This window comes from Sphaerimonospora sp. CA-214678, from assembly GCF_050942215.1.
Taxonomy (GTDB): domain Bacteria; phylum Actinomycetota; class Actinomycetes; order Streptosporangiales; family Streptosporangiaceae; genus Sphaerimonospora.
In genome coordinates this window covers 536106-558981 of the sequence record NZ_CP192056.1, presented here as the reverse complement: position 1 = coordinate 558981, position 22876 = coordinate 536106, and the positions used below count along the sequence as shown (strand labels likewise).

The 22876-nt window shown below is 69.6% G+C and carries 25 protein-coding genes; 11 read left to right on the top strand and 14 right to left on the bottom strand.

The features are described from left to right. Positions 1-36 precede the first annotated feature (36 nt). On the bottom strand, positions 37-564 hold the full coding sequence (locus ACQP1K_RS02550) for a tetratricopeptide repeat protein (protein WP_433499258.1): 528 nt from the start codon (positions 562-564) through the stop codon (positions 37-39). A 164-nt stretch (positions 565-728) separates the two neighbouring features. On the opposite strand from ACQP1K_RS02550, the gene ACQP1K_RS02545 reads away from it, so the two are divergent. Beyond that, positions 729-1196 (top strand): hypothetical protein, encoded by a 468-nt coding sequence (locus ACQP1K_RS02545; protein ID WP_433499257.1) that lies wholly within the window; start codon positions 729-731, stop codon positions 1194-1196. Here the strand turns inward: ACQP1K_RS02545 and ACQP1K_RS02540 are convergent. Together ACQP1K_RS02540 and ACQP1K_RS02535 are read right to left on the bottom strand one after the other, a co-directional pair. Beyond that, on the bottom strand, positions 1148-1720 hold the full coding sequence (locus ACQP1K_RS02540) for a TetR/AcrR family transcriptional regulator (RefSeq protein ID WP_433499256.1): 573 nt from the start codon (positions 1718-1720) through the stop codon (positions 1148-1150). The genes ACQP1K_RS02545 and ACQP1K_RS02540 overlap by 49 nt on opposite strands. 132 nt (positions 1721-1852) lie before the next feature. After that, positions 1853-2947, bottom strand: a complete 1095-nt coding sequence (locus ACQP1K_RS02535) for a CapA family protein (protein WP_433499255.1) — start codon at positions 2945-2947, stop codon at positions 1853-1855. A 115-nt stretch (positions 2948-3062) separates the two neighbouring features. Here ACQP1K_RS02535 and ACQP1K_RS02530 point away from each other — a divergent pair, with 115 nt between their 5' ends. The 3 genes from ACQP1K_RS02530 (at position 3063) to ACQP1K_RS02520 (ending at position 5615) form a co-directional block, all read left to right on the top strand. Then, positions 3063-3545 carry a Fur family transcriptional regulator gene (locus ACQP1K_RS02530; protein ID WP_433499254.1) on the top strand — a complete coding sequence of 161 codons (483 nt, stop codon included), beginning with the start codon at positions 3063-3065 and terminating at the stop codon, positions 3543-3545. 99 nt (positions 3546-3644) lie between these two features. After that, entirely contained in the window at positions 3645-5108 is a 1464-nt protein-coding gene (locus ACQP1K_RS02525) for a catalase (RefSeq protein WP_433499253.1), read from the top strand. Between the two features lie 111 nt (positions 5109-5219). Beyond that, on the top strand, positions 5220-5615 hold the full coding sequence (locus ACQP1K_RS02520; RefSeq protein ID WP_433499252.1) for an ankyrin repeat domain-containing protein: 396 nt from the start codon (positions 5220-5222) through the stop codon (positions 5613-5615). 120 nt (positions 5616-5735) lie between these two features. Here the strand turns inward: ACQP1K_RS02520 and ACQP1K_RS02515 are convergent, their stop codons facing one another. Both ACQP1K_RS02515 and ACQP1K_RS02510 read right to left on the bottom strand, forming a co-directional pair. Next, a complete protein-coding gene (locus tag ACQP1K_RS02515; protein WP_433499251.1) occupies positions 5736-5936 on the bottom strand; it encodes a DUF397 domain-containing protein in 201 nt (66 codons plus the stop codon). 29 nt (positions 5937-5965) lie between these two features. After that, on the bottom strand, positions 5966-6820 hold the full coding sequence (locus ACQP1K_RS02510) for a helix-turn-helix domain-containing protein (RefSeq protein ID WP_433499250.1): 855 nt from the start codon (positions 6818-6820) through the stop codon (positions 5966-5968). 405 nt (positions 6821-7225) lie between these two features. Between ACQP1K_RS02510 and ACQP1K_RS02505 the strand changes: the two genes are divergently transcribed. Both ACQP1K_RS02505 and ACQP1K_RS02500 read left to right on the top strand, forming a co-directional pair. Then, the gene (locus ACQP1K_RS02505; RefSeq protein ID WP_433499249.1) at positions 7226-7387 is read left to right on the top strand and encodes a hypothetical protein; all 162 of its coding nucleotides are present in this window, start codon (positions 7226-7228) and stop codon (positions 7385-7387) included. Between the two features lie 58 nt (positions 7388-7445). Continuing rightward, positions 7446-8354 carry a Rieske 2Fe-2S domain-containing protein gene (locus ACQP1K_RS02500; RefSeq protein ID WP_433499248.1) on the top strand — a complete coding sequence of 303 codons (909 nt, stop codon included), beginning with the start codon at positions 7446-7448 and terminating at the stop codon, positions 8352-8354. 65 nt (positions 8355-8419) lie between these two features. Here the strand turns inward: ACQP1K_RS02500 and ACQP1K_RS02495 are convergent, their stop codons facing one another. Further along, positions 8420-9160, bottom strand: coding sequence for a hypothetical protein (locus tag ACQP1K_RS02495; RefSeq protein WP_433499247.1), 741 nt, complete (start codon positions 9158-9160; stop codon positions 8420-8422). A gap of 63 nt (positions 9161-9223) precedes the next feature. On the opposite strand from ACQP1K_RS02495, the gene ACQP1K_RS02490 reads away from it, so the two are divergent. The 4 genes from ACQP1K_RS02490 to serB all read left to right on the top strand — a co-directional run bounded on the left by ACQP1K_RS02490 (position 9224) and on the right by serB (position 13011). Then, positions 9224-10012, top strand: coding sequence for an ABC transporter ATP-binding protein (locus tag ACQP1K_RS02490; protein ID WP_433499246.1), 789 nt, complete (start codon positions 9224-9226; stop codon positions 10010-10012). A gap of 56 nt (positions 10013-10068) precedes the next feature. After that, positions 10069-10815 (top strand): sulfite exporter TauE/SafE family protein, encoded by a 747-nt coding sequence (locus tag ACQP1K_RS02485; protein ID WP_433499245.1) that lies wholly within the window; start codon positions 10069-10071, stop codon positions 10813-10815. A gap of 321 nt (positions 10816-11136) precedes the next feature. Continuing rightward, positions 11137-11706, top strand: coding sequence for a hypothetical protein (locus ACQP1K_RS02480; RefSeq protein ID WP_433499244.1), 570 nt, complete (start codon positions 11137-11139; stop codon positions 11704-11706). Between the two features lie 87 nt (positions 11707-11793). Beyond that, positions 11794-13011: a phosphoserine phosphatase SerB gene (gene serB, locus ACQP1K_RS02475; RefSeq protein ID WP_433499243.1), complete on the top strand. Its 1218-nt coding sequence runs from the start codon at positions 11794-11796 to the stop codon at positions 13009-13011. Positions 13012-13017: 6 nt separating this feature from the next. Here the strand turns inward: serB and ACQP1K_RS02470 are convergent, their stop codons facing one another. The 4 genes from ACQP1K_RS02470 to ACQP1K_RS02455 all read right to left on the bottom strand — a co-directional run bounded on the left by ACQP1K_RS02470 (position 13018) and on the right by ACQP1K_RS02455 (position 17395). Further along, the gene (locus tag ACQP1K_RS02470; RefSeq protein WP_433499242.1) at positions 13018-13536 is read right to left on the bottom strand and encodes a SixA phosphatase family protein; all 519 of its coding nucleotides are present in this window, start codon (positions 13534-13536) and stop codon (positions 13018-13020) included. 360 nt (positions 13537-13896) lie between these two features. Beyond that, positions 13897-16230 carry a sodium-translocating pyrophosphatase gene (locus ACQP1K_RS02465; protein WP_433499241.1) on the bottom strand — a complete coding sequence of 778 codons (2334 nt, stop codon included), beginning with the start codon at positions 16228-16230 and terminating at the stop codon, positions 13897-13899. 363 nt (positions 16231-16593) lie between these two features. Next, the gene (locus ACQP1K_RS02460; protein ID WP_433499240.1) at positions 16594-17025 is read right to left on the bottom strand and encodes an ATP-binding protein; all 432 of its coding nucleotides are present in this window, start codon (positions 17023-17025) and stop codon (positions 16594-16596) included. Positions 17026-17044: 19 nt separating this feature from the next. Beyond that, positions 17045-17395 carry an STAS domain-containing protein gene (locus ACQP1K_RS02455; protein WP_433499239.1) on the bottom strand — a complete coding sequence of 117 codons (351 nt, stop codon included), beginning with the start codon at positions 17393-17395 and terminating at the stop codon, positions 17045-17047. Between the two features lie 150 nt (positions 17396-17545). Here ACQP1K_RS02455 and ACQP1K_RS02450 point away from each other — a divergent pair, with 150 nt between their 5' ends. Beyond that, entirely contained in the window at positions 17546-19897 is a 2352-nt protein-coding gene (locus tag ACQP1K_RS02450) for a DEAD/DEAH box helicase (RefSeq protein ID WP_433499238.1), read from the top strand. A 7-nt stretch (positions 19898-19904) separates the two neighbouring features. On the opposite strand, the gene ACQP1K_RS02445 is transcribed toward ACQP1K_RS02450, so the two are convergent. The 4 genes from ACQP1K_RS02445 to ACQP1K_RS02430 are packed head-to-tail and all read right to left on the bottom strand — an operon-like array spanning position 19905 to position 22798. Then, a complete protein-coding gene (locus tag ACQP1K_RS02445) occupies positions 19905-21512 on the bottom strand; it encodes a hypothetical protein (protein WP_433499237.1) in 1608 nt (535 codons plus the stop codon). Continuing rightward, positions 21499-22014: an Rv3654c family TadE-like protein gene (locus tag ACQP1K_RS02440; RefSeq protein WP_433499236.1), complete on the bottom strand. Its 516-nt coding sequence runs from the start codon at positions 22012-22014 to the stop codon at positions 21499-21501. Before ACQP1K_RS02440 ends, ACQP1K_RS02445 begins: the two co-directional genes overlap by 14 nt. After that, complete coding sequence (locus ACQP1K_RS02435; protein WP_433499235.1) at positions 22011-22400, bottom strand: TadE family type IV pilus minor pilin; 390 nt, start codon at positions 22398-22400, stop codon at positions 22011-22013. Before ACQP1K_RS02435 ends, ACQP1K_RS02440 begins: the two co-directional genes overlap by 4 nt. Continuing rightward, positions 22397-22798, bottom strand: a complete 402-nt coding sequence (locus tag ACQP1K_RS02430) for a DUF4244 domain-containing protein (protein ID WP_433499234.1) — start codon at positions 22796-22798, stop codon at positions 22397-22399. The genes ACQP1K_RS02435 and ACQP1K_RS02430 overlap by 4 nt, the downstream gene beginning before the upstream one ends. Positions 22799-22876 lie beyond the last annotated feature (78 nt).

The window sequence follows — 22876 nt, the reverse complement described above, 5'->3', positions numbered from 1 at the left end:
GGGTGGTGGGGGGAGGGCGAGGGAAGGGGGAGGCGGTCAGCAGAGCAGGGCGTCGAGGTCGTCCTCGGGCAGGCCCAGATCTATCCGGATGCGGTAACGGGTGCGCAGCAGGGCATCCCTGATCGTGATCCCGGCCGGGCAGGCCAGCACGCCCTCGGTCGCCCACTCCAGGGCGCCGTCCAGATCGCCGTAGGCCGCGAGCGTCTCGGCGACGGTGAGCGCGGTGGCCGGATTCCAGCCACGGGCCCTGACCTCGGCTATCACCTGCCGGGCCTCGTCGGCGCGGCCCAGCTCGAACAGGGTGTCCGCGATGCCGGCCCGAGGATCGACCGAAACCTCGCCGCCGTCTTCGAGCGCGTCGCGGAACCGGTCGAGGGCGGTCGCCGGCCTGCCCGCCTGGCGCCACTCCTCGGCCGCGAGCACGAGGATCGCCGCCCTCGACATCTCTCCGGACTCGTATCCCCGGGCCAGGGCGTCGAGCCGGCAGGCCAGGGCGTCATGGTCATCGAGGAGCAGGGCTTGATCGAGCAGACGGTCCAGCTGCTCCCGCGTCACGTGGGCCACACAGCCGAGGCTACCCAGGCGAATCCGCCTTCGCAGGACAACGGCAGGCATTTACGAAGCAACGGTTGGTACACGTTCGACAGCGCATCGTGTTCCTTCGCAGCTAACCGGGCATATTGCCCACGCCTGTCCCACCGTACGAACCCGTCGAGGAGCGATATGCGATGTCCAAGCGAGTGATCCTGACCCTCGCTTCAGCGGCGGTGCTGTCCGCCGTGCTCCCCGGCATGGCCGGTTACGTGACGGCCCAGTTTCAGGCCCTCGACCGGGCGCACGAGGAGCTCTCCCGGCTCAGGGCCCAGTTGCGCATGATGGAGCTGACCGTGGAGCCTGCGGCGGCCGAGTGCCGCAACGGCCCGTCCGCCGGCCGTCGTCAGGAAGAGAACGGCATGCAGGTCCCGACGCCCCCGCGAACGGACAGCAGGCCCTGGCAGGACGCGGCGTACGAACAGCGGCCCGTCGAGGCGCCGAGCAGATGGACCTCGCTCGTCGGTCCCAGCCTCGTGGCGCGGCCCGCACCGCAGCGGGCGACGTCCCGTCTACGCGGCGGACCCGGCTGCCCGGTCGCCGGGGCGTACCTCACTCAGCTCGGATTCGGCGCCTCCTCAGACAGCAACTGCCGGGAGAGGTAACCCCGTACCAACTGCTTCGCCTCCGCGACGATCTCGGGCGCGCCGTCCGGGTCGTGCCGGAAGGCGAGCTTCAGTACGGCGTCGCCGGCCTCGACGGCGACGAGAATGGCACGATCCAGGTCCTCACTGTCCACGAGCCCGAGCTCGGCGAGCAGCAGCGCCCGGAGGCGTCCGGCGATCACGGTGTTGTTGTCGGCCACCGAGTCGAGGAGGTTGAGATCGAAGACATCGCCGAAGTGGAGCGAGCGAAAACCGGGGACGTTCCGGTGCATGTCGACGTACTCGTCGATGATCGCGTCCACCGCGTCCCACCATCCGGCGTAGTCCTCGCTGATGAAGCGGCGGCCCACCCTGGCCACGAACACCTCGACGTTCCGCCTCGTCACGGCGTCGTTGAGTGCCCGCTTGTCAGGAAAGAACTGGTAGACCGAGCCGACGGCGACACCGGCCCGCTCGGCGACCCGGGTGGTGGACAGGGCCTCGTAACCGACTTCGTCGAGCAGCTCCGCGCACGCGTCGAGCATCCGCTCCACCCTCCGCGCGCTCCGGCGCTGGGAGGGCCTGCGGCGCAGAGGATCCACCGACCGCTGACTTTCCCCGACAGGCTGGCTGGACACTCATCCATCTTGCCCTTTTCCCGCCGCCTCGGTCAGTGCTTAGCCGTCAGCCGCCGGATTTGCCACCGATTGCGTTGCCGACAATCCGGTGCAGCCCCGCAGCGCCCGGTAGTTGGCGAGCGCCTGCCGTTTGGCGTCGCCGCTCAGGGGGATCGGGACGCCTCCGTCGATGCGGGCCGGCGTCCACTGGTCGCCGAGCACCTTTCTGCCATTGATCCGCAGGGTCAGCACGCCGGTCGCACCGGTCTCCGGCCCCCAGTTGTAGAAGACGAAGTTGCCCAGGCCGTACTGGACATAGGCCCGGCCGGAATATCCGCCGCCGAGCAGGATGTGCGCGTGGCTGCCCACGATCACGTCGGCGCCCGCCTTGATGAGCTTGTCGGCCAGGCCGCGCTGCACGGGGGTGGGGCACTTGACCAGTTCGGCCCCCCAGTGCAGGAAGACGATGACCGTGTCGGAGTTCTTGCGCGCCTGCCGTACCGCACGGATGAGACGCGGCTCGTCCTTCGCCGAGGCCAGGCCCGCCTTGTCCGGCCCCGCCGTCCAGGACTGGATGAACTCGGTGTCGAGCACCTGGGTGGCGCCGATGATCGACACGCGGTTGCCCTTCACCGTCGCCCGGAACGGGCGGAAGGCCTCGGTGTCGTTCTTGCCGATGCCGATCACCGGGAACCTGGACTTCTTGATCGCGGTGAGTGTGTCGGCCAGGCCGCTCTCCATGTAGTCCATGCCGTGGTTGTTGGCCATGGTCACGACGTCGACCCCGGCCGCCTTCAACGCGGTGAACGCCGAGGCCGGCGCCCGGAACGTGTACTGCTTGCCCGGGGCGGGCCTGCCTCCGGTGGTGATGGCCGTCTCGAGGTTGAGCGCCGTGAGATCCGACTTGCGCAGGACCGCGGCGATGGGTCCGAGAGCCGTTCGCGGATCGCGGTCGAGCCGGGCGCGCAGGATGCCCTCGAAGTGCACGTCCCCCGCGAAGGAGATCGTGTACGGCCGGGGCCGCGGCTTGGGAGACGGTGCGGCACTGGTCGCCCGCTGCTCCACCGGCGTGGGCGTGGGCTCCCCTTCCGCAGCGGTGCAGGCTGTGGGGAGGAGGAGGGCGAGGAGGGTCACGGCAAGGGGCTCACGTCTCACGGCACCCGAGCATGCCAGCTCCGGGTCACGACCTGCTCACACCGACGTTCCGAGCGTCGAAAACTTGGTTATTTCCTTTACTTGAACTGTTCAGGTTTGCTGCTAACGTGGACGTGTGCAGGACACCGACCGACTCAGACAGGCCGGGCTCCGGGTGACGGCCGCCCGCCTGGCGATTTTGCAGACCGTGCGTGAAGGCGACCACCTCGACGTGGAGGCCATCCACCGCGGCGTCTGCCGACGGGTCGGACAGGTGTCCCTTCAGGCCGTCTACGACTCGCTGAACGCGCTGCAACGCGGCGGGCTGCTTCGCCGGATCGAGCCCGCGGGAAGCCCGACGCGGTACGAGACGCGGGTGGGAGACAACCATCACCACCTGGTCTGCCGGCAGTGCGCGAGAGTCACGGACGTCGACTGCGCGGTGGGACACGCACCGTGCCTCGAACCGGCGTACGACGCCGGGTACCTGATCGACGAAGCGGACGTCATTTACTGGGGCTTTTGCCCCGATTGCCGGCTCACCGGCCGCGCTCCAGTCGACTCGACATCTGTTGAATCCGCTTCACCCCAACAGAAGCCCCGGAGGACGGCCCTATGACCGACATGGCGATCACTACGTGATCCATCGGGCCCGTCCTGCGTGATCGTCGCATCCCGCGATGAACGAGCACCCCGAACACCACCAAGAGGAGCGACCTTGCCTGCGAACAACCAGAAGCCGCTGACCACCGTCGCCGGCGCGCCGGTGCCCGACAACCAGAACTCCCTGACCGCCGGGCCCCGCGGCCCGATGCTTCTCCAGGACGTGTGGTTCCTGGAGAAGCTCGCCCATTTCGACCGCGAGGTCATTCCGGAGCGCCGGATGCACGCGAAGGGATCGGGCGCGTTCGGCACCTTCACGGTGACCAACGACATCACCCAGTACACCAGCGCCAAGATCTTCTCAGAGGTCGGCAAGCAGACCGAGATGTTCGCCCGCTTCTCGACCGTCGCCGGCGAGCGCGGCGCGGCCGACGCCGAGCGGGACATCCGCGGCTTCGCGGTGAAGTTCTACACCGAAGAGGGCAACTGGGACCTCGTCGGCAACAACACCCCCGTGTTCTTCTTCCGCGACCCGCTGAAGTTCCCCGACCTCAACCACGCGGTGAAGCGCGACCCGCGCACCAACCTGCGTGACGCCGAGAACAACTGGGACTTCTGGACCAACCTGCCCGAGGCTCTGCACCAGGTCACGATCGTGATGTCGGATCGCGGCATTCCCGCGTCCTACCGTCACATGCACGGGTTCGGCTCGCACACCTACAGCTTCCACAACGCCCAGGGCGAGCGGTTCTGGGTGAAGTTCCACCACCGCACCCAGCAGGGCATCAAGAACCTCACCGACGCCGAGGCCGAGGCGCTGATCGGCAAGGACCGCGAGTCGCACCAGCGCGACCTCTACGAGGCGATCGAGAGGGGCGACTTCCCGAAGTGGAAGCTCTACGTCCAGATCATGCCGGAGGCCGACGCCGAGACCTACCGGTATCACCCCTTCGACCTCACCAAGGTGTGGTCGAAGAAGGACTACCCGCTGATCGAGGTCGGCGAGTGGGAGCTGAACCGCAACCCCGACAACTACTTCGCCGACGTGGAGCAGGCCGCGTTCTCCCCGGCCAACGTGGTGCCGGGCATCGGGTTCTCGCCCGACAAGATGCTGCAGGGCCGGCTGTTCTCCTACGGTGACGCCCAGCGGTACCGCCTGGGTGTGAACCACCACCAGATCCCGGTCAACGCGCCGAGGTGCCCGGTCAACTCGTTCCACCGTGACGGCGCCATGCGCGTCGACGGCAACCAGGGCTCCACTCCGGGCATCGAGCCGAACTCGTACGGCCGCTGGCAGGAGCAGCCCGCCTACCGCGAGCCGAGCCAGGCCGTCGGCGCCGTCGCCGACCGGTTCAACTACCGCGAGGACGACGACAACTACTACGAGCAGCCCGGCATCCTGTTCCGGAACATGTCTCCCGAGCAGCAGCAGGTGCTCTTCGAGAACACCGCGCGGGCGATCAACGGCGCCTCGCAGGCGACGATCGAACGGCACATCGCCAACTGCACCCAGGCCGACCCCGCCTACGGCGAGGGCGTGCGCAAGGCGATCGACGCGCTGGCCGCCGGCCAGATCTGAGGCTCCGCCATCGGCGGTTCCTCCTCATTCCGGTGAACACCATCCCGGCGTGGTGCGCGCACCACGCCGGGGCCGGACTCGATTTCCCAGGCGTGATCAGGAGAGGCGCCCATGAGCGGCGGTGGGCCGGGCGGACTGGCTCCGGAGCAGGTCGAGCGGGTCGTGGCGATCGCCATGGACCTGGCACGGGACGGGGACACCGAGCAGCTGATGGAGTTCATCGACCATGGGCTGCCCGTGGACACCGCTGATCCCGATGCCAACACCCTGCTCATGCTCGCGGCCTACCACGGGCACGCGGGGACCGTACGCGCGCTGCTCGCTCGCGGCGCCGATCCGGACCTGCGCAACGCGCGCGATCAGGCGCCGATCGCCGGCGCCCTGTTCAAGGGCGCCGACGAGGTCGTGGCCGTGCTTCGCGACGCGGGCGCCGATCTCGACGCCGGCACACCGAGCGCGCGTGCCGCCGCCGCCATGTTCGGCCGCGCTCATCTGCTGGCCGGCTGACGGTGATGTCGTGGATGAGCGCCTCCCGGGGGTCTGCCCCACCGGCCGGCCGCGACGCCGCATCACGCCGTACCGCCCCTGCCCGGACGCCGCGCCGCCCTGGCAGGGGTCGCCGTCCGGTCAGAGGTCGAATTCGCCGTCCTTGACGCCGCCGATGAACGCGTCCCATTCGGCCGGGGTGAAAACGAGCACGGGGCCGCTCCGGTCCTTGCTGTCGCGTACCCCCACCTGCCCGCCGGGCAGGGGTGCGACCTCGACGCAGGCGCAGTTATTCGCGCTCCGGCTGCTCTTACGCCAGCCGGACAGCTCAGTTGATTTCATGAAATATCGTTCTCCCCGCCGCGGGCTCGTCACCAGCGGCTGATGGTCTTCTCTATACGCTTCCGGGAAGCGCTTACATCGAGAGCCTTCGTCTCGAGATAGTCGAAGGCGACCTCATAGCGATAGACGATCGCCTCGTCCTCGATCAGACGCCCGCCCAGCAGCGCCTCCAGGTACACGACATCGTGAAACTCCGGCAGCTTGAGGTGGGAGAACGCCCCGGTGTTTATCGGATGCTCCGTGTCCAACGGGAGCACCCGCAGCGCGACGCGCGGGAGTTCGGAGACTTCGACCAGACGCCGGAGCTGTTCCCGCATGACCTCGTCTCCGCCGAACGGCCGCAGCAGGACCGACTCCTCCAGGACGACTGAGATCTCGGGCGGGTTCTCCCCGTGGAGGACGGCTTCCTGACGGGCCATCCGGACCTTGATCCGGCTCCGGAGACCACCGGGCGGATCCAAGGTGCTCCGCTGTCCGCTCTCCATCATGGCCCGGACGTACGACTCGGTCTGGAACAGACCCGGCACCACCTGGGGTTCCCAGTTGCGTGCCATCACGGCCTCGGCCTCCAGCCCCAGGAAAGTCGTGTATTCCTTGGGCAGGGAGTCCCGATACTCTTCCCACCAGCCTCTTCTGTTGGCGTCCCGATGCAGGGCCAGCAGCTCTCGGCGATGGTCAGAATCTACCATGTAGATCACCAGGAGCGCCTCTATGTCGCTCTCGCGTGGCGAGGTCCTGGCCGTCTCGATCCGGCTGACCTTCGCCGCCGACCAGCCCAGCCGGGCGGCCACCTGGTCTCCGGTCAACTCGGCGCGCTCCCTCAGCCGGCGGAGTTCCTGACCGAGCCGCCGTCTGCGGACGGTGGGACTGCCATGACCCGGCATCCCGACCGACCTCCTTCGCCGCGCTGCAACTACCTCCGAAGGCTACCCGTTCCCCCGCTGATGCAACTTGCACCGCATGGTACGGCGTACGCCGAAAAGATCCTTGCAAGTTTCCTTTCGTCAAGTATTGCAGCGATATCCGTCCTGCGTCACGATCGGTACAGGGAAGGTGTCTCGCGTCTCAACGGGACACGACCGACGGGGGCACGATCCGACGCGGGGATACGGTCCGAGAACGTTCCGCGGGAAATCGACACAGTCCCACCGGAAACCGCCACGGCCGGGCCGAAGGCCGCCACCTCCGGCCCGGAGAAAGCACATGAGCACTCCACCTCGATGCCACCCGAAAAGGAGTCTCCTATGCATCCCCACGGTAGCAACTGGCTATTACTAATCAAGACCCACATGAATCTGGCAGACCGGGCACTATGCGCAGATCAGGACAGATGGGCGCGAGAGCTGCAGTGGACCGTCAACCGTACCGGCTTCGGTGCGCGCCTCTACCGTGACCCGCGCTTCGACCTGGTCCGTGAGGTCGAGGAGGTCGGCCGCGGCTTCTCCGCGTGATCCAACCGTGAAGGCTCCTCTATCGGGGGTAAGTGCTCCGGTGTTAGGGGGGCTGAAGATGGAAGAGACGACCAGGTCGCGGCGCGCGGGCCGGCCCCGGATGATCCGGTCCGCGGATCTCCTCGACGGGCTCGAACGGACCACAGTCCTCGACCGGCCCATATACAAGATCTCCAAAGCGGTGTGCCAGAGGCTCGGCACCGGCAGGTTAAGGGACGTCCTGCACGGGGTTCCGATCGGTCACCCCCTGCATCCGGCCGGCGCGATGGTCACCTTCGGCTGCTGGATGGCCTCCGCCTTGCTGGACTTCTCCAGAGCGGACCCGCGGGCCGCACGGATGCTGATCGCCACCGGACTCGGCTCGGCACTGCCCACCGCGGCGGCCGGTCTCACGGACTGGTCGGCCCTCCACCGGGAGCAGCAGCGTGTCGGCCTGGTACACGCACTCACCAACATCACGGCCGCCACGTTCTACACGGGCTCGCTGCTCCTGCGGATGGCCGGGCGGGAGCGGGCCGGACGCGTTCTGGGGTACGCCGGGCTCAGTGCGGCGAGCGCGGGCGGCTATCTCGGCGGTCATCTCGCCTATCGGCAGGGGGCCGGAAGCAACCACGCCCAGCCGGTCAGCCACCTCATGCCGCTCGGCTGGCACGATCTCTGTGCGCTCAAGGACCTGCCCAACGGCCGGCCGGTCCGGCGGCGTCTGGGCTACATCGACCTGTTCGTCCTGCGCCTCGGCGACGGGGTGAGCGTGCTGGCCGACGACTGCGCCCATCTCTCCGGCCCTCTGCACCAGGGCCACGTCACGGTCAACGGGGGCGACCCGTGCGTGGTCTGCCCGTGGCACGGCAGCGTCTTCCGCATCTCCGACGGCTCCGTGGTGCACGGTCCGGCCACCGCGCGCCAGCCGTCATTCGAGACGCGCCTGCGTCAGGACGGCATCGTCCAGGTCCGTCCCGCGGACTGACCTTCGATCCGTACGGCCGCCGCCGGGACCGATGTTCCACGTCTGGGTGGTACGGCACGCCTCGCTCAGACCTGGATGATCGCGTGGTGGGCCGCGACACGGGCACGCCGCACGGCCCGGTCGAGATCGCGCAGCGCCTTCCCGCGTACGGCCATCTGCCCGGCCGTCAGCCCGCGTTCGTCGGCGAGCCGCAGCGCGAGGGCGAGCCGGGCGGCGAGGACGCCGACCCGGTGTGCCCGCCCGGGATAGCCGGGCGCCAGCATGGCCTCGGCGTCGCCCTCGCCCCGGGCGGCCGGCGGCAGCCCCTGGGCCGGCCCCGCGACGGCCAGCAGCGCGTCGGTGGCCGCCCGCATGGCGATGGTGAGCGCCCGTTCCGCCTCCGCCAGAGACGGCAGGTCGGGCGGCGCGGCGGATGCCTCGTGGACGGTCCAGCGAACCCCCGAGTAGGACGAGCCGCGCCGGTCGGCGGCCGGAACCAGGCCCAGGCACCGGCCGGGCAGTACGGCTATCACGGCCTGACCCGCGTCGATGGCGATGCCGTTGAACGCGGGGGGCCCGGTGAGCCCCAGAGGATCACCGGGCGCCGGCAGGGCCAGCCGCAGCGCGCACAGTCCCTCGATCCGCCGGTCAGCGAGGAACGCGCGGAGCGTGCACTCGCCCCCGTCCGCCGCCGTGTCGGCGGCCGCCACCTGGGGGCCGGCGGCGGCTTCCAGCCGGTCCACCGCGTCGTCCAGCCCGGTATGTCCGGCCAGCCAGGAGTTGCCCCAGGAGACCAGCGTGGCGGAGACCGGTGAATCGATGCGCACCCGATCCACGATATGCGCTCACCTGCCATAGTTTTAGGCAAAGAACCTTGGGAAGGGGACCACATGGGCGGTCAGGTGCTTCGGTTTCAAGACGTGGCCGTCCGCAGGGACGGAGCCGTCCTTCTGCGGGGCATCGACTGGAGCGTCCGGGAGGATGAGCGCTGGGTCGTCATCGGTGCCAACGGTGCGGGGAAGACGACCCTGCTGCAGGTGGCCGGGGCGTTGCTCTACCCGTCCGAGGGCGCGGTCGAGATCCTCGGAGAACGGCTGGGCCAGACCGACGTGTTCGAGCTGCGGCCCAGGATCGGCCTGGCCAGTACCGCGCTCGCCGAACGGATCCCGCCGGACGAGAAGGTCATCGATCTCGTGCTGACCGCGTCGTACGCGATCCTCGGCCGGTGGACCGAGGAGTACGACTCGCACGACGTGACCCGGGCCGTCGAGCTCATCGACCAGTTCGGCTGCGCGCATCTGATCCGCCGCAGGTTCGCCACGCTGTCCGAGGGCGAGCGCAAGCGCGTGCAGATCGCCCGGGCCATGATGCCCGACCCCGAACTGCTGCTGCTCGACGAGCCTGCCGCCGGACTCGACGTGGGCGGCAGGGAGGATCTGGTACGCCGCCTGGGCGCACTGGCCCAGGACCCCAAGTCCCCCACGATGGTGCTGGTCACCCACCACGTCGAGGAGATCCCCGCGGGGTTCACCCACGCGCTGCTGCTCCGGCACGGCTCGGTGGTCGACCAGGGACCGCTCGAGTCGGTGCTGACCCCCGACAACCTGTCCCAGACCTTCGGCGTGCCCCTCATCGTCGACCGGGGCCGGGAGGGCCGCTGGTACGCCCGCCCACAGTGACCTCTCGTACGGATGCTTCCCTAGAGTCGGGAAAAGACGTATGAGGGAGTAATCCAGTGACGCCGTTGGAGGCGGTCGCGGTGTTCGCGGCCGGAATAGGGGCCGGGGGCATCAACGCCGTAGTGGGATCGGGGTCACTGATCACGTTTCCCACGCTGCTGGCCCTGGGGTTCCCGCCGATCGTGGCCAATGTCTCCAACAACGTGGGCATGGTGCCGGGCGGCGTCACCGGCGTGATGGGTTATCGGCCGGAGCTCAAGGGCCAGCGCGACCGGCTGATCCGGCTGGGAACGGCGTCGGTGATCGGCTCGGTCGTCGGCGGCGTGCTGCTGCTGTGCCTTCCGGAGAAGGCTTTCCAGGTGATCGTGCCCGTGCTCATCGGCCTCGCCTGCGTCCTGGTCGTGGCGCAGCCGAGGCTCAGCCGATGGCTGGTCCGGCTTCGGGTTCACCCCCACGGCGGGCCGTGGCTGTGGCTCAGCGTGCTCTTGGCGGGCGTGTACGGCGGCTATTTCGGCGCGGCCCAGGGAGTCGTGCTCATCGGGCTGCTCGGCCTCTTCCTCGACGAGGACCTCCAGCGGATCAACGCGGCGAAGAACATGCTCTCGCTGCTCGTCAACAGCACCGCCGCAGTGCTGTTCGTGCTGATCGCACCGGTGGACTGGACGGCCGTGCTGATGGTGGCGCTCGGCACGGCCGTCGGCGGCTTCCTCGGCGCGCGGCTGGGCCGCCGGCTCCCCCCGATGGTCCTGCGCGGCTTCATCGTCGTCGTCGGGGTCGCCGCGATCGTGAAACTGCTGGCCTGAGGCGGCGGCCGGGCGCCTCGGCCGGTGGTCCGCCATGGATCGTGATCACCACTGCCACCCGCCGGGGCCCACGGTGCCGTCCTGCAAGGTCAAGCCGGTCAGCGACCTCAAGACCAGGACGGACGAAATCCTCTTCGCGGTCAAGTCCCCGAGAACGCCTGGAAGGTACGGACCTATGTCCCAAGAAAGCACGATCGTCCGATATCCGGCTACCCGAGAACTGCATCGGAAATACGTTTCCGGTCCGAGCAAAAAGATGGTAAAAATCCCCTTTTACGGGGGTTCATCAGCTCCCCCTTGTTTCAGGGAGACAAGCCGCACATGCTCAACCCGATCGGCAAAATAGCCAAGATCGCCTTGGCCGCCCCGCTCGCGGGCGCCGTGTTCCTCACCGCCGCACCCGCCGCCTCGGCCGCTCCCGCCGCGCCTGCCGCGACGCGAGCCGTGACCGCGAAGCTCGACGACCCCTACTCCGTTTTCAAGGTCAAGGTGAGCCACCCCAAGACCGTCAAGGTCAACAGAAAGATCACATATAAGATCCGCGCGGTCAACACCGGGCCGTACCACGCCGACTACTACTGGATGACCGGAATCCTGCCCAAGGGGGTCAAGAAGATCTGGTACTCCGGTCCCAAGGACTCGACCTGTGCGATCGAAGGTCGTGCGGTCGTCTGCTGGAGCCCGTACGTCCTCGACGTCGGCGAATACGACTGGCTCAACCTCACGATCCAGATGAAGAAGGGCTACCGCGGCAAGGCGGTGGCCACCCTCGGGGCGATCGTCTTCGACGTGCCGACCGGTGCGGAGAACCTCGACCCCCGGGCGCTGAAGGAACTCGGCTACAAGAGCTGGTTCTACGGCAAGAAGGTCACGACCAAGGTCGTGAAGTAGCCGAACGGCGTGGACGACGTCCTGACGCCGGGCGGTTCGGGCACCTGCTGTACGGTCATGAATGCCCGCACAGTAACCTCAAACAACGTGAACCAGCGCACGCTCCTGATCACACTGACGGGTCCGGATCGCCCCGGCGTCACCTCACGGCTCTTCGCCGTACTGACCGCATTTCCCGTGACCGTAGCCGACGTGGAGCAGGTCGTCATCCGCGGCCGCCTCACCCTCGGCGTGCTGGTCGCGTACGCCGGGGGCCCGCCCACCGGCACCGGCGGCACCATCGGCGGCCTGTGGACGGCCGTCGAGCAGGTGGCCGCCGACCTCGACATGGACGTGGAGATCGCGTCGGGCACGACATCCAAGGAGAAACGCCGCCGCCGCGGCCGTCTCCACGTCACCGTGCTGGGCGCACCCCTACTGCCCGCGGCGATGGCCGGGATCACCGGGCGGATAGCCGCGTGCGGCGCCAACATCGACCGGATCGAGCGGCTGTCGAGCTACCCGGTGACCTGCATCGAGATGGCGGTCTCCGGCGCGGACTCGCAGGCCATGCGGGTGGCGCTGGCGGCCGAGGCAGCCGTACAGCAGGTGGACGTGGCCGTCCAGCGCAGCGGCCTGCACCGCCGCGCCAAACGGCTCATCGTCATGGACGTCGACTCGACCCTCATCCAGAACGAGGTCATCGAACTGCTGGCCAAGCACGCCGGCTGTCTCGACGAGGTGTCCCGGGTGACCGAGGAGGCCATGCGGGGCGAGCTCGACTTCGCCCAGTCGCTGGTCAGGCGGGTCTCCCTGCTGGAAGGACTGTCCGACGAGATCTTCGAGAAGGTCGCCAAGGAGCTGGTGCTGACGCCGGGAGCGCGCACGCTCGTACGGACCCTCAAGCGTCTCGACTACCGCTTCGCGGTCGTCAGCGGCGGCTTCACCCAGATCACCGACATGCTCGTGCAGGACCTGGGCCTCGACTACTCCGCCGCCAACACGCTGGAGGTCGTCGACGGCAGGCTCACCGGCCGGGTCGTCGGCGAGATCGTCGATCGGCCGGGCAAGGCCCGCGCGCTGGAGCGCTTCGCCGCCGAGTCGAACATCCCGCTCAGCCAGACCGTGGCGGTCGGCGACGGAGCCAACGACCTCGACATGCTGGCCGCGGCCGGTCTCGGCATCGCCTTCAACGCCAAGCCGGTCGTACGGGAGGCGGCGGACACCGCGCTCAACGTCCCCTACCTCGACTCGATCCTCTACCTGCTCGGCATCTCGCGCGAGGAGGTCGAGGCCGCCGACGCCGAAGACGGCATGCCGGTCTGAATCCCCTCAGATCGTCTCCCCCTGCGACCGCCGAGGTAGGCACAGGTCGATCAGCCGGCCCGTGCCGAAGTCGGCCTCGGCCCAGGGACCGGGGAGCCGGATCACGGCCGCGGTCCCCGGCGGGAACCCGGGTGGGAAATCGCCGTCCGCCGTGCCGATGAGGCCCAGCAGGAGCCGGTGCACACCCGGGTTGTGCCCGACCAGGACGAGCGTGCGCACGTCCGGATCCGTACGGCGCAGCAGGTCGAGCAGTTCCTCCGGGTACGCCTCCCAGATCTCCCGCTCGGTCTCTACCGGCGCGTCGAGACCCAGCAGCTCGGCGGTCCGCAGAGTGCGCACCGCGGGCGAGCAGACCACCAGGTCCGGCCTCAGCCGTCCGATGATCTCCCCTGCCGCGCGGGCGTCGTGCTCACCCTCGTCGGTGAGCGGGCGTTCCCGGTCCGGCAGGCCGGGAACGTGGCCGGCCTCGGCGTGTCGCACCACGACGAGCGTCTTCACCGCGCCGCCGCTGCCGGTCCCGCTCATCCGGCCGCCCAGACGGCGAGGCCGATTATCACCGCGAACATCACCGCCATGGTGAGCAGGATCAGCCCCAGAGTCCGCGCGCCGTTCGGCTTGTCCATAGCGGTCCAGTCTAGGAGTGCTGACAGACGCCGCCCGTAGCGGGCGTGGGCACGGCGAACCGCGGAGGAGGTCGTAGCGGGGCCCGGAGCCCCGGGCCTCGCGGAAGTTCCGGGCCCCGGGCGAGGCGAGTCCGGCACGGCGAGACGCCGTACGGACCGCAACGTGAGCAGGGCATGACCTGCCGGACACTCCCCGGGAAGAAAGGTCCCCCGCTCCGGGAGCGGGGGACCTTTACGTCGGTCTGCCGTTCGGGCGGGACGATCAGCCCGCGACGGCCTCCGATGCGCGGCTCTCGCGGTCGCCCTCATCAGAGGGGGCGATGCCGCTGGAGCGCCGCTTGGAGATGACGACAGCGGCCACCACGATCACGACCGCGACGACGGTCGCGCTCACGCGGACCGCGACGTTGTCGGCGTAGGTGACGACGGCCGGGGCGATGAGCAGCGCGACCAGGTTCATGACCTTGATCAGGGGGTTGATCGCCGGACCGGCGGTGTCCTTGAACGGGTCGCCGACGGTGTCGCCGATCACCGTGGCGGCGTGGGCCTCGGAGCCCTTGCCGCCGTGGTGGCCGTCCTCGACGAGCTTCTTGGCGTTGTCCCAGGCGCCACCGGAGTTGGCCAGGAAGACCGCCATCAGCGTACCGGCGGCGATGGCGCCGGCGAGGAAGGCGCCCAGCGGGGCGTACCCGAGTGCGAAGCCGACCGCGATCGGCGTCAGCACCGCGAGGAGGCCGGGCGTGGCCAGCTCGCGCAGGGAGTCACGCGTGCAGATGTCGACCACCCGGCCGTAGTCGGGCAGCTCGCTGCCGTCCATGATCCCGGGCTTGGTGCGGAACTGCTCGCGCACCTCGTAGACCACCCGGCCGGCGGCGCGGCCGACCGCGCTGATCGCCAGGGCCGAGAAGAGGAACACCACGGCCGCGCCGACGACCAGGCCGACCAGCACATTCGGCGCGTCCACCGACAGGCTGAAGTCGGCGAACGAGCCGAGCACGTCCTTGACGCCCTGCGTCGCCCGATCGAGTTCGCCCTCCACCGCGGTACGGAACGCGCCGAACAGGGCGGTGGCCGCCAGCACGGCCGTGGCGATCGCGATGCCCTTGGTGATGGCCTTGGTGGTGTTGCCCACCGCGTCCAGCGAGTTGAGCACACGGGCGCCCTCGCCCTCGACGTCGCCGGACATCTCCGCGATGCCCTGGGCGTTGTCGGCGACCGGGCCGAAGGTGTCCATGGACACGATGACGCCGACCGTGGTCAGCAGGCCGGTGCCGGCGAGCGCGACCGCGAACAGGGCGATGGTGACGTTGCCGAAGCCGAGCAGGAACGCCCCGTAGACCGCGCCACCGATCAGCAGCGCCGAGTAGACGGCGGACTCCAGGCCGACCGAGATGCCGGACAGGATGACGGTCGCCGCACCGGTCAGGGAGCTCTCGCCGATCTCCTTCACCGGGCGGCGGTTCGTCTCGGTGAAGTAGCCGGTGAGGATCTGGATCGCGCTGGCCAGGACCAGGCCGATGAGCACGGCGCCGATGGCGATCAGGCGCGGGTCGGAGGTGACCGCGGCGATCTCCTGGCTCACACCGGACAGCTCGGCGAAGGTCGCCGGCAGGTAGGCGAAGGCGGCGGCCGCCACCAGGATCGCCGAGATGGCCGCCGAGATGAAGAAGCCGCGGTTGATGGCGGACATGCCGGAGCGGTCGCGGCTGCGCGGCGCGGTGGTGAAGATGCCGATGATCGCGGTGATGACACCGATCATCGGGACGATCAGCGGGAAGACCAGTCCCTCGGTGCCGAAGGCCGCCTTGCCGAGGATCAGGCTCGCGACGAGCATGACGGCGTACGACTCGAACAGGTCGGCCGCCATGCCGGCGCAGTCTCCGACGTTGTCGCCCACGTTGTCGGCGATGGTGGCCGCGTTGCGCGGGTCGTCCTCGGGGATGCCCTGCTCGACCTTGCCGACCAGGTCGGCGCCCACGTCCGCCGCCTTGGTGAAGATGCCGCCGCCGACCCGCATGAACATCGCGAGCAGCGCGGCGCCGAAGCCGAATCCTTCGAGGACTCTCGGCGCGTCGCCCTTGTAGACGAGCACGACGATGGCCGCGCCCAGCAGGCCCAGGCCGACCGTGAACATGCCCGCGACGCCGCCGGTGCGGAACGCGATCCGCATGGCGACCTTCTCGCCGGCCTCACGGGCGGCCGAGGCGACCCGTACGTTACCGCGTACCGCCAGCCACATGCCGATGAAGCCGGTCAGCGCGGAGAACACCGCGCCGACCACGAAGAAGACCGAGCGGCCGATCCGCTCGCCCGTCGACTCGGCGGGCAGCAGCAGAAGCAGCAGGGGAATGATGACGACGAACGCGGCGAGCGTGCGGAACTGGCGCGCCAGGTAGGCGGCCGCTCCCTGCTGCACGGCTCGCGCGATGTTCTGCATTCGTTCGGTGCCCTGTCCAGCGGCGAGCACCTCCCGTACAAGGCCTCCGGCGACGGCCAGGGCCAGGAGGGCCACCGCGGCGACCACGACGACCAGTGTGAGATGAGATCCATTAAGAGCCACCGCTGCGCCTTCGCCAGCGGCTTGGTAGGCAGACATCCGTCCTCCTCGGCCAGACGGGGTTCGGTTCCTGCCCGGAGGCGCTGCGATGTTGTCTGGCCTTTACGGCGCACATCCGGGTGGTTGGCAATGCCGCTTCCGGTTGCATCCGCAATACCTTGGCCGGTGCCGGGAGTCTACGCAGCGAGGCCGCGGATATGAAGGCCCCCCTACACGGTAGCCGAGACCTCGTCCAGTAATGAAACAACATTTGCCGGGTTTTGTCGGTCTCTTGACCTGACTGGTCAGGACGCGGATCCCCTGACCGTACGGCCTGCCGGAATGGCGTTTGCAGATGCCCCAAATGTACCCGGACACGCCAAAACCGGGCGCCATCCCACAAGACGGCGCCCGGATTCCCGGTCAGGCGGTGGCGGTGACCCCGTCGGAGGACGCCGGCCAACTCATCCGAATGCACATGCCCTTGGGCCCGGGGAGCACCTCGACGTCGTCTGCCAGTCCCGCGATGACCGCGAGCCCGAGACCGGCCATCTCGGGCATGGGGTTGCCGTTCGCCGCGAGAACACGCGGCGCCACGTCGTCGCTCGGGGCGGCGTCGGTGACGGTCACCTCGAAGCGTCCCTCGTCATCGCGCAACTCGATGCGCACAGGCTCGTCCGGACAATGCAGGCGATGCGCCTCCACTGCCCGCGAGCACGCCTCTCCGACGGCGAGCCGCACCTCGTCCAAGATCGCCTCGTCCACCCCGGTGCGTCTGGCGATCGCCGTGGCGACCAGCCGTGCCGTACGCACATGGGCGGGCAGAGCACTGAACGTCAGCTCGACGGTGGCCATGTCGCAGGCTCCTGCGCCGTCACTTGTCCCGGCCGTGCGTTTCCTTGGCCTCGTCTACAGAGGAGTAGATTCCGAAGACCTTGGTCAGACCGGTGATACGGAAGATCTTCAGAATGCGCTCCTGGGTGCAGACGAGCTCCAGCGATCCATCATGCGCCCGCACCCGCTTGAGCCCACCGACCAGCACTCCGAGGCCGGTCGAGTCGAGGAAGTCCACCTTCTCCATGTTCACGAGCAGGTGGAAGTTGCCCTTGTTGACCAGATCGATCAGCAGCTCACGCAGTCTGGGCGCGGTGTAGACGTCGATCTCACCCTCGACATCGACGATGGTGAGATTGTCCTCGGAATGGTGGTCCAACTTCAGATCCACAGATCCTCCAGCGCCTTACGTGCGTTCGTCTCGATGGGGGCCGACCGGTCCCGGCGGTTCCAGGACCCACGACCCCGACGCGCGGCATTCAACCACGCCCCGACTCCGTGTCTATACGAAATCACGACTCCTGGGCGACTCTCCCCAGAGATGCCAAACTGGAAACCAGTGACTCCGACTTCTTCCTATACCCAGCGAACAGGCACCCTTCTCACCAGCTTGCTCGCAGTTTCCGCGCGCCGACAACGCGTGACCCACGTGGAGCACGTCCCCGCACGTCAGGCAGGTCAGGTCCGGTGGCCGGACTGGGCGCCGAAACCCCTGGTCGCACAGCTGGAGGACCAGGGCGTCTCCGGCCTGTGGGAGCATCAGTTCGCCGCCGCAGAGCACGTTCACCGTGGCCAAAACGTGATCCTCGCGACGGGTACGGCCTCCGGGAAGACGCTGGCCTACCTGGTCCCGGCGGTCGCGGAGATCTTCTCCGGCGGCACCGTGCTCTATCTGACCCCCACCAAGGCGCTCGCCGCCGACCAGGTCAGGGCCGTCCAGAAACTGCGCCTGACCGAGGTGAGGGCCGCGACCTTCGACGGGGACACCCCGATGGAAGAACGCCGATGGGTCCGCCAGAACGCCAACTACGTCCTGACAAATCCGGACATGCTGCACCGATCGATGCTGCCCCGGCACCAGTCCTGGTCCTCGTTCTGGCGGCGGCTCCGGCTCGTGGTCGTGGACGAGTGCCACGGCTACCGGGGCGTTTTCGGGTCACACGTCGCACAGATCCTGCGCCGGCTCCGCCGGATCTGCGCCAGGTACGGGACGAACCCGGTGTTTCTGCTCGCGTCGGCGACCGCGAGCGACCCTGCGGTGGCAGGAGCACGCCTCACGGGCCTGGAAATGGCCGAGGTGACCGCGGACGCCTCCCCCCGGGGTTCGACCACGTTCGCGCTGTGGGAGCCGCCCCTGACCGATATGCGCGGTGAGGGAGGCGCTCCCGTACGCCGCACGGCCACCGCCGAGGCGGCCGACCTCCTGACCGACCTGGTCATCGAGAACGTCCGCACGCTCGTCTTCGTCCGGTCGCGGCGCGCCGCCGAGACCGTCGCCCTCACCGCCAGGAGGAACCTGGAGGAGGCCGACCCCGAGCCCTGGCGACCCGATCCGGCCGCCGACCGGGTGGCGGCCTACCGGGCGGGCTATCTGGCCGACGACCGCCGCGCGCTCGAAAAGGCGCTGCGATCCGGAGCGCTGACCGGGCTGGCGACCACGAACGCGCTGGAACTCGGCGTGGACGTGTCCGGGCTCGATGCCGTGCTCATCGCCGGATGGCCCGGCACGCGGGCCTCGCTCTGGCAGCAGGCCGGCCGCGCCGGACGGGCCGGGCAGGACGCGCTGGCCGTACTGATCGCCCGCGACGACCCACTGGACACCTATCTCGTCCATCATCCCCAGGCGTTGTTCGGGCGGCCCGTGGAGGCGGTCGTCCTCGACCCGGACAATCCGTACGTGCTGGCGCCGCACCTGTGCGCCGCCGCCGCCGAGATCCCGTTGACGCCCGCCGACCTGGAGATCTTCGGACCGGCGGCGGCGGAGGTGCTCGACGAGCTGGTCGGCCGAGGACTGCTGCGCAGGCGGGCCGCCGGCTGGTTCTGGACCAGCCGGGAGCGCGCCACCGACCTCGCCGACATCAGGGGCTCGGGCGGCGTCCCGGTCCAGGTCGTGGAGGCCGCCACCGGGCGGCTGCTGGGCAGCGTGGACGAGCCTTCGGCCCACTCTATGGTGCACGCGGGCGCGGTCTACCTGCACCAGAGCGAAACCTTCGTGGTCGATCTGCTCGATCTCGACGCCGGGGTCGCGCTGGTTTCAGCGGCCGAACCCGACTACTCCACATTCGCACGTGACGTGACCGACATCCGGGTCATCGAGTCGCTGAGATCCCGGCCTTTCGGACCGGGCGAGCTGCACTTCGGCTCGGTCGAGGTCACCCGGCAGGTGGTCTCGTACCTGAAGCGCCGCACCCAGACCGGGGAGGTCCTGGGTGAGGAGCCCCTCGACCTGCCGCCGCGCACCCTGCGCACGCGGGCCGTCTGGTGGACGCTGCCCGGCTCAGCGCTGACCTCGGTGGTCAGCTCTCCGGCAGGCGGGCCCGTCGACCTCGGCGGCTGCGCCCACGCGGCCGAGCACGCCGCCATCGGTCTGCTGCCGCTCTTCGCGACCTGCGACCGGTGGGACATCGGCGGGGTCTCCACCGAGCTCCACCCCGACACGGGCCTGCTCACGGTGTTCGTCTACGACGGCCACGACGGCGGAGCCGGCTTCGCCGAGCGTGGTTACGCCAGGGCCTCGGAGTGGCTCGCCGCCACCAGGGACGCCATCGCCTCCTGCGAGTGCGACCACGGCTGCCCGTCCTGCATCCAATCCCCGAAGTGCGGCAACGGCAACGAACCGCTCGACAAGGCCGGCGCCCTCCGCCTTCTCGACGTGCTGCTGGGGAGCGTCTGAGCCGACATCAGGGGTCGCCGTCGCGACGGCTCTCGTACGCGGGGTCTCCGCCGTCCTCCTCGTCCGTCACCCAGTAATCGGGCTCCGGCTGCCGTGGCCTCTCCCCCAGAGCGTCGCCGCCCAGGGCATAGGGCCGGGGCGGCAGCCGATCGGGCGGAGGGCCGCCGCTGTTGGACAGCACCAGCCCGCCCGGAGGACCGGTGACAGAGCCGGGCCGGGGATCGACACCCCCCGACCGGAGGGCGGCCGTTTCGAAGGCGTCGCGACCGAGCACGGCCGAGCCAGGGGCCGCCGGATGAGATCTGGCCGGATCGGGTCTGGCCGAGCCGGGCCCGACCGGATCGAATCCACCCGGGGCGGGGCGGACGGGATCGTGAACGGTCGATTCGGGGGCGGCCGGGCCGGGAGGAATCGTTTCGGGGGCGGCCGGGCCCGGAGGGATCGTTTCGGGGCCGACCTGGCCGGGATGGAAGCCCCTCGCCGCGCCCTCACTCGGCGCCCGCGCGGTTCCCGGCCCTGCCGCGGTCACCGGCTCCCCGGAGGCGGCGGCACGCCTGCGGTGGAACCACGCGCCCATGTACGCCCCGATGAGGAGCAGGGCGACCGCCGCCGCGATGTAGATCCCGTAGTTCAACCCACCGGATGGCGAGCCGGACGACCGGGCGTCCGCCGCGAACAGGTCCGTCGCCTGCGGGACCGGCTCCTCTCTCAGTGCCATTTCCGGCTCGCTCTGACCGTCACCGCTTCTGCGCGCGTCCGGCGGTCTGCGCTCCTTCTCGGGGCCGTTGGGCAGCGTGGGCACCGCGTTCTCAGGCACGGTCGCGGGAGGGCTCGCGGTCGACGGAGGCCTGGCGGTCGCGTATTCCCGCGGCGCCGGCGCCCGCTCCCGTCCGGGCGCCCTCTCATCGGGCTTCGGAGACGGAGACGGAGTCGACCTGGCCGCCGGCACGCCCACGAAGGCCGTCCCCGAGAGGGACGACCTGATGGTGCCGCCCCCGCCGTCGGAACGGAACGCCCGTACGGAGACGTCGACCTTCCGGCCGGCCGCCCTGCCGGACAGCGGCAGGCTCGCCTGGCAGAGTGAACTCGCGCACGCGGCCGCCACATCGACCGAGGCCGTTTCACCCGCCTCCCGCGAGGTCACCTCGTAGGACACCAGGTCGGGCTCGTTCCCCCTGGCCCACCTCACGACGACCGTGGATACGTCCTTGAGCCGGACGGCCACTCCGGACGGAGCCTCAGGCGGGCGGCTGAGCATGAACGTCGATGTCGTGTAGGTCTTCTTCGTGATCTCTCCGGCCAGCGTCACCATGAAAGCCCCGTTCGGAGCGTTCCCCGGGTCGAAGGAGCCGGTGATCGTCTGGTTGCCGCCCGCTGAGCCAATCTTCTGACGAGGTACCGACGGCCCCTCGACGTACAGGGCCATTTTGATCTGGTACCAGTCGGTCTTGGCCGAAACGGTCACCGGCCCGACCGAGCTGATGACCTCCCCGTCGGCCGGAGAAAGGATCTCGCCGTCCCCGGCTCTCGCGGGTGCGGCGCCGACGACGAGAGCGGACGTCACCACGAGCGACGCGAACACCGCCGCGGCGGCCAGCCTGCTAACCGTGGTCACGGCGCACCCCTTCCTGCGGAGCCGCCCGCCCTCCGCCCGGGGGAGTGCGCGCGGCCGGGGCGGAGCCTAGTCCAGCAGTCCAATCTTGGACGCATTGTCCAAGAGGTCGTGATCTTATCGCGACAGACCGCGCCACGACGCTGACCGGCCCCGCCCGGGCGGTCCCCGTCGCCGTACGATTCCCGGCGAGCGGGAGGGTGATCGCCACCACGACCGAGACGGCGGCGACCCCGTCGGACAACGAACACGACCTCAGCCGGGCGCCGTTGACCATCGCGACCGTCCGCGCCCGTTCACAGGCCCGGCCCGGCTCGGCGAACATCCAGGAGGCGGCGGCGAGCGCGCTGAGGTCGGCCGCGCTCCGCGCCCGATGCCGGGCCACGGCGGCGGCTCCGATCTGGACGACGACCAGGGCCGCCACGCAGATGAGCGCCATCATGGCGACGGCCCAGACCGTCGCCGACCCACGCTCCGCGCGAGGCGCCGTCCCGATCTCCGTCATTGGAACACCCCGCTCTCTGTGGCCGAAGCGGCCGAAGCCGTGACCTCCACGGAACCGAACCCCGACTTCCATGGCGGCCGGACCCGAACCGAGACGTCCACCCGGGTGACCTCCGGTCCCGGGTCGACCACGACACGGGATCCCGCCGGAGCCGCCCGAAGCACCTCCAGTCGTACGGCGTCCAGGGCCTCGCCGCGGGCCGCGGCCCGAGCACCCGTCCGGGCCGCGTCCACGCATCGCAGCTGAGCGCCGACCACCGTGATCGCCCAGAGCGCGGCGGCGAGCACCATCACGAGGACCGGAAGCACGACCGCCGTCTCGGCCGTGGCCGATCCATGTTCCCGTGGCCCGGCCCGCCGCCCGCCCTGCATCGTCCGCGCCATCATCCGGCCAGCTTGAGCGCCTTCTGAACGAGCGCGGACAGCATGGATTTGACCTCCCCGCTGGTGAGGATCTTCCAGAGCAGGGCAGCGAACCCGCAGGCGGCGATCGTCCCCACGGCGTACTCCGCCGTCGACATGCCCGCCTCGGCCCTCGTCCGGGCGAACAGGGCCATCCGTAGCATCGCCGACCGGACGCGTCCGCGCACCGAGCGGCTACGCCGCCGAAGCCATGACTGCGAGCGCGGCACCGCGGCCGTCTCCGGCGCTTCCAGGTCTGCCAGGGGTGTGCCACCGCCCGCGGCCGGCGGGACATCGCCCCCGGACGCTCTGCCGCCACCTCCGGACGCCGTGACGCCGATTCGAGAAACAGTCGCGGCCGGATCGGCCGTCCACTCCACCATCGATCCTCCCGAAGGCTCTGGGGCGGCCCTTCCGCCCCGCCGAGCCCAGGGTGCGGGATTGCGGCTACCCGCGGGGCA

Bases quoted from the DNA above. Each gene is read 5' to 3' on its own strand.
- ACQP1K_RS02510 (WP_433499250.1), bottom strand. From the start codon at position 6,820: ATGCCGGGTCATGGCAGTCCCACCGTCCGCAGACGGCGGCTCGGTCAG.
- ACQP1K_RS02480 (WP_433499244.1), top strand. From the start codon at position 11,137: ATGCTCAACCCGATCGGCAAAATAGCCAAGATCGCCTTGGCCGCCCCG.
- ACQP1K_RS02545 (WP_433499257.1), top strand. From the start codon at position 729: ATGTCCAAGCGAGTGATCCTGACCCTCGCTTCAGCGGCGGTGCTGTCC.
- ACQP1K_RS02490 (WP_433499246.1), top strand. From the start codon at position 9,224: ATGGGCGGTCAGGTGCTTCGGTTTCAAGACGTGGCCGTCCGCAGGGAC.
- ACQP1K_RS02450 (WP_433499238.1), top strand. From the start codon at position 17,546: ATGCCAAACTGGAAACCAGTGACTCCGACTTCTTCCTATACCCAGCGA.
- ACQP1K_RS02540 (WP_433499256.1), bottom strand. From the start codon at position 1,720: ATGCTCGACGCGTGCGCGGAGCTGCTCGACGAAGTCGGTTACGAGGCC.
- ACQP1K_RS02500 (WP_433499248.1), top strand. From the start codon at position 7,446: ATGGAAGAGACGACCAGGTCGCGGCGCGCGGGCCGGCCCCGGATGATC.
- ACQP1K_RS02440 (WP_433499236.1), bottom strand. From the start codon at position 22,014: ATGACGGAGATCGGGACGGCGCCTCGCGCGGAGCGTGGGTCGGCGACG.
- ACQP1K_RS02520 (WP_433499252.1), top strand. From the start codon at position 5,220: ATGAGCGGCGGTGGGCCGGGCGGACTGGCTCCGGAGCAGGTCGAGCGG.
- ACQP1K_RS02505 (WP_433499249.1), top strand. From the start codon at position 7,226: ATGAATCTGGCAGACCGGGCACTATGCGCAGATCAGGACAGATGGGCG.
- ACQP1K_RS02470 (WP_433499242.1), bottom strand. From the start codon at position 13,536: ATGAGCGGGACCGGCAGCGGCGGCGCGGTGAAGACGCTCGTCGTGGTG.
- ACQP1K_RS02435 (WP_433499235.1), bottom strand. From the start codon at position 22,400: ATGATGGCGCGGACGATGCAGGGCGGGCGGCGGGCCGGGCCACGGGAA.
- ACQP1K_RS02460 (WP_433499240.1), bottom strand. From the start codon at position 17,025: ATGGCCACCGTCGAGCTGACGTTCAGTGCTCTGCCCGCCCATGTGCGT.
- ACQP1K_RS02465 (WP_433499241.1), bottom strand. From the start codon at position 16,230: ATGTCTGCCTACCAAGCCGCTGGCGAAGGCGCAGCGGTGGCTCTTAAT.
- ACQP1K_RS02430 (WP_433499234.1), bottom strand. From the start codon at position 22,798: ATGGTGGAGTGGACGGCCGATCCGGCCGCGACTGTTTCTCGAATCGGC.
- ACQP1K_RS02515 (WP_433499251.1), bottom strand. From the start codon at position 5,936: ATGAAATCAACTGAGCTGTCCGGCTGGCGTAAGAGCAGCCGGAGCGCG.